Annotated in this window: 3 protein-coding genes and 1 pseudogene; 2 read left to right on the top strand and 2 right to left on the bottom strand. The window is 63.1% G+C overall.

What is annotated here, in order from left to right; genetic code table 11:
* Nucleotides 1-760 (top strand): annotated as a pseudogene (locus I5Q34_RS33225) (hypothetical protein); the annotation flags it as partial.
* Nucleotides 761-1,594: 834 nt separating this feature from the next.
* Nucleotides 1,595-3,289 carry a GH25 family lysozyme gene (locus tag I5Q34_RS33220; protein WP_199896222.1) on the top strand — a complete coding sequence of 565 codons (1,695 nt, stop codon included), beginning with the start codon at nt 1,595-1,597 and terminating at the stop codon, nt 3,287-3,289.
* A 163-nt stretch (nt 3,290-3,452) separates the two neighbouring features.
* On the opposite strand, the gene I5Q34_RS36220 is transcribed toward I5Q34_RS33220, so the two are convergent.
* Together I5Q34_RS36220 and I5Q34_RS33210 are read right to left on the bottom strand one after the other, a co-directional pair.
* Nucleotides 3,453-3,929 (bottom strand): DDE-type integrase/transposase/recombinase, encoded by a 477-nt coding sequence (locus tag I5Q34_RS36220; RefSeq protein WP_199896221.1) that lies wholly within the window; start codon nt 3,927-3,929, stop codon nt 3,453-3,455.
* Complete coding sequence (locus I5Q34_RS33210) at nt 3,926-4,198, bottom strand: hypothetical protein (RefSeq protein ID WP_199896220.1); 273 nt, start codon at nt 4,196-4,198, stop codon at nt 3,926-3,928. The genes I5Q34_RS36220 and I5Q34_RS33210 overlap by 4 nt, the downstream gene beginning before the upstream one ends.
* Nucleotides 4,199-4,263: the final 65 nt, after the last annotated feature.

Genomic DNA, 4,263 nt, shown 5'->3' with positions numbered 1-4,263 from the left:
CGAACATCGCCTGAAAACACACAACCCGGCCGCTACGAAAGTCGGGGCAGCTCACTCCCCTTGTGCGATCTTCCTGGCCCTGGGCTACACCGAGGCGCTCTTCCTCGCTCTCGCCCTGCCCGCCTGGCTCACCGCCCGGCGCGGCAACTGGCCACTCGCCGCGCTCCTGACGGCCCTGGCCACCATGGTGCGAGTCAGCGGACTGTTCCTCGCTGCCGCGATCGCCCTGCATTTCTGTCTGACTGTCCGTGCCCGTCGGGACTGGCGCCGGTTGCCCTGGTTGGCCCTGCCCGCCCTGCCCGCCGCCCTCTACAGCACCTACTTGCACGCACATACCGGTGACTGGCTAGCCTGGAAGCACGCCGAGGAACGCGGCTGGTACCGCACCTTCCACACCCCCTGGGAAGCCTGGGCCAACACCTGGCGCAACGCGTTCGGCCACACCCAGACGACCAATTACGCCTTCATGTTCCAGGTCGAACTCGCTGCCATGCTCATCGGCCTGCTCCTGCTCGTCCTGCTGGTCCGGCAGCATCGTTGGCCCGAAGCCCTCTACCTCGCTCTCACCCTGTGCGCGCTGGGCACCTCCTACTGGTACATGTCCATCCCCCGCGCCACCCTTCTGTGGTGGCCGCTATGGATCGGCCTGGCTGCCCGGAGCTTCCGCACCCCTCGATTCAAGACCGCCTACCTGTGCTTCGCCACACCGCTGACGGTCGTCTTCGCCCTCGCCTACCTGACGGGACGCTGGGCCGGCTGACCGCTCCACAGCGGCCACGCCCCCCTCGCCGATCTCGTACCGACTTCCGGCACCTACATGGCAAGAGGCCACCGTGCTGTGGTGACCGCGCCGCCCGCGCTGATCAGCCCCTCCTACACACCGTGGAAGCTCACCCTGCCCACTCCGCCGCTGCTGTGCTAACTCTGTTCCCCCGGCTCAAGGGGTTCCTGCAGTTCAAGTGCACGCCCGCGAACTCCACATGCGGAAGCGCAGTCGCCTCAGCCGGCAGACCGGGAACAGCAATGCATCTGTGCGATCCACGTCGGCATCAAGGCCAGGGGGGTGCTGTACAGGCTGTCATCGATAGGAGGAGGGCGTCACCCATTGGCCGCCAGGATCGAGGAAAAAAAGCAAATAGGATCAGGAGTGCAGTCGGGGGAGATCGCAACTTACGGCAGACGGGAACTGTACACCCGCCCAGCATATGGAATCATCCGCTTTGTCGTGGGCGGCAAATTCTGTAATGTATGGAGTTTGTTCGCGAAAGGCGGGAACGCGATCCGAAGGTTTCTGCCGTGGAAGAACTTGCGGCAGAGGTCCGCTGAGTCGGACCGTATTTTCAGCGGTGAATGCTGGTGCAGCGTCATGGTGGCCCATCGGAAATTCGCGACACCTGTCAAGTGGGTGCGGATGATGGAATCTGATGGCTGGCATTCCGTCGCTCTGGGTGGGCGTTCCTTCCAATTCTCGCATGTGGCCTTTGTGGTAGCGCCTGTCCCCGGCGGCCGTGTAACACAGACATTTGGAATCTCCTCACCGAGCATTTCTTGCCTGTCTCGCTCTGATGGCCTCCTCAAGGAGAAATATACGCAGATGGCAATCTCTAAGTACCTGGGCTGCACGATAGCCGTGATCGCGGCTACGCTGACTTGTGTAGCCGGGCCCGCCTGGGCTGCCGAAGGTCAGCTTGCCGACAACCCGTCTGATAAGAGCCCCGTCAAGCCTGGCAAGGCGTGGATGGGGGCAGGCGTACAGCAACACGAGGGTCTCGCGCGCCATAAGGGCCGGCTCAACAGCACAAACCCGCTAGTCCGCAGTAAAATCCCGGGCATCGATGGGGTGGACGTGTCCTCCTATCAAGGTGACGTCAAATGGCAGACGCTTTGGGACGGCGGCGTGCAGTTCGCCTACGTGAAGGCCACAGAGGGAACTAGCTACACGAATGACCACTTCAAGAGCCAGTATGACCAGTCACGCAAGGCGGGCTTGATTCACGGCGCCTACCACTTCGCTTGGCCTAATGGGGAAAGTGGTGTCGCCCAAGCCGCCTACTTCATCAAGAACGGTGGTGGCTGGAGTGCGGATGGCAAGACTCTGCCGGGAGTCCTCGACATCGAATGGAACCCCTCCGGTGGGGATGCTTGCTACGGGCTGAAACCGCAGCAAATGGCCGCCTGGATCCTGGATTTTACCAGGACGTACAAGCAGAAAACCGGGCGCGCTCCGGTGATCTACACGTCGACGGCCTGGTGGAAACAGTGCGTTAAAGGCTCGGGTAAGAGTGTCGGCGCCGACTCTCCGCTATGGGTGGCCAATTATGACTCAACGCCAGGCAAGCTTCCGGATGGATGGAGCTCCCACACCTTCTGGCAGTACACCAGCAAGGGGAAGGTGGTTGGCGACCACGACAACTTCGACGGAACGATCCAGCAGCTTCGAGCCTTCGCCAAGGGGGACAACCCCAGCCCCAGCCCTGACTCGTTGAAGGACTCGCTGCCGGGCAACACCACTGTGTGGCACTACGCCCGGCATATCGCCACGGGCGACTTCACCGGTGATGGTAAAGACGACTTGTTCGTCGTCTGGGTCGATGGTGAGGTGAGCCTGTATCCCGGGGAGAAAGACGGCTGGGGTGCCGAACATCGCATCGCCAAACCCGGCTCGGTGTGGAAGCACGCTGTGTCTGTGGCTGCCGGAGACTTCATGGGCAAGGGCCGTGCCGGGCTTGCGGTGGTCTGGAGCGATGGCGAAGCAACCGTCTACTCCGGTGACGGGCGCGGCGGCCTGGGTGCCGAACATCGCATCGCCAAACCCGGCTCGGTGTGGAAGCACGCTGTGTCTGTGGCTGCCGGAGACTTCATGGGCAAGGGCCGTGCCGGGCTTGCGGTGGTCTGGAGCGATGGCGAAGCAACCGTCTACTCCGGTGACGGGCGCGGCGGCCTGGGTGCCGAACATCGCATCGCCAAACCCGGCTCAGTGTGGAGATTCGCCCGGCATCTGGCTGCCGGGAACTTCAACCGTGACAGCCTCACAGATCTGGCTGTCGGCTGGATCGACGGAGAAGCGAGCCTCTACACCGGCTTCGGCCGGAATGGTCATGGGAAGGAACACCAGGTGGCTAAGAAGGGGTCGGCATGGAAACAGGTGCGTTCGATTGCCGCCGGCGACATCAACAGTGCCGCTCACCCGGGCCTGGTATCGCTCTGGCGAGGTGGTGGAATGAGCCTGTTCCACGGTGACGGCGACGTCGCTCTTGGACATGAGACCCACATGGTCAAGGGCGCCTGACTGTACAGCGCTGACAACCACGCTCACTTCGGACTTCGGCCCGTCGGACAATTGTCCGACGGGCCTGGCCATCACGACCTGACCGGTCCTGACGGACATTGCCGATGCCCGGATGGGGGGAAAGTCGCCGTGAAGTTCCCCCGCGATTTCGGACACTCGATGTCTACGCTGCGAGGGCGTGACCTTGTTCGTGTCGTTGCCGTGCTTCGAGCGGGGTGACATAGCCCCACTGCGGGTGCTTGCGCAGGCGCCGGCGGTTGTAGAAGGTCTCGATGAAAGTGAAAATCTCGGCTCTCGCAGTGGCCCGGTCGGGCCAGAAGCGGGTGCCGATTTCTTCTTTCAGTACGGCGAAGAAACTCTCCGCTGCTGCGTCATCGTAACAGGAGCCTGTTCTTCCCATGCTCTGCTTCAGGTTCAACGCGCGTATGGAACGGCGGAGTTCATCCGAGGTGTATTCGCTGCCGCGGTCTGAATGCACGATGCAGCCGGGCCTGAGACGGCCGCGGCCAGCGGCCATCGTCAACGCGTCGGCGACCAGGGGGCGCGTGGTGGTCGGCCATCGAATAGCCGATGACCTCGCGGGTGGCCAGATCGAGTCAGGTCGCCATTCTGTGGAATCTGTGACCTGGGGTTTCGTCATCGGGTGCTCTGTCGGACCTCGACGATCGACAGCAGTGCGGAGGTGGTCGGCCGGTTCAGGTCGCGAGGGCTGAGGCCGGCGGGAGTGGGGACCTCGGAGAGCCGGTCGAGGAGTGCGTCGAGGGCGGCCTGGCCGTCATCGACGGCGGCGCGTTCGTCGTCGGTGAGCGGGATGGAGATGAGCATCCGCTGCAAGTTGGCCTTGGCATCGAGGAGTTGGTCCTGGGTGGAGTCCTTCGGGGTGTAGAAGTCGCAGCGTGCGCAGGCCATGCGGTGCTGGCACTGAGCTGTTTCAGCATGGCCACTGATCGGGTGAGGGCGATCGTGTCCGCAAC

It is taken from the genome of Streptomyces sp. AV19 (genome assembly GCF_015999245.1).
Classification (GTDB): Bacteria; Actinomycetota; Actinomycetes; order Streptomycetales; family Streptomycetaceae; genus Streptomyces.
The sequence above is the reverse complement of the archived record's forward strand: the minus strand, read 5'-3'. Positions and strand labels throughout refer to the sequence as shown.

What these genes read in the sequence shown, in the direction of transcription:
- I5Q34_RS36220 (WP_199896221.1), bottom strand. Translation starts at nt 3,929, where the DNA reads ATGACGAAACCCCAGGTCACAGATTCCACAGAATGGCGACCTGACTCG.
- I5Q34_RS33220 (WP_199896222.1), top strand. Translation starts at nt 1,595, where the DNA reads ATGGCAATCTCTAAGTACCTGGGCTGCACGATAGCCGTGATCGCGGCT.
- I5Q34_RS33210 (WP_199896220.1), bottom strand. Translation starts at nt 4,198, where the DNA reads ATGGCCTGCGCACGCTGCGACTTCTACACCCCGAAGGACTCCACCCAG.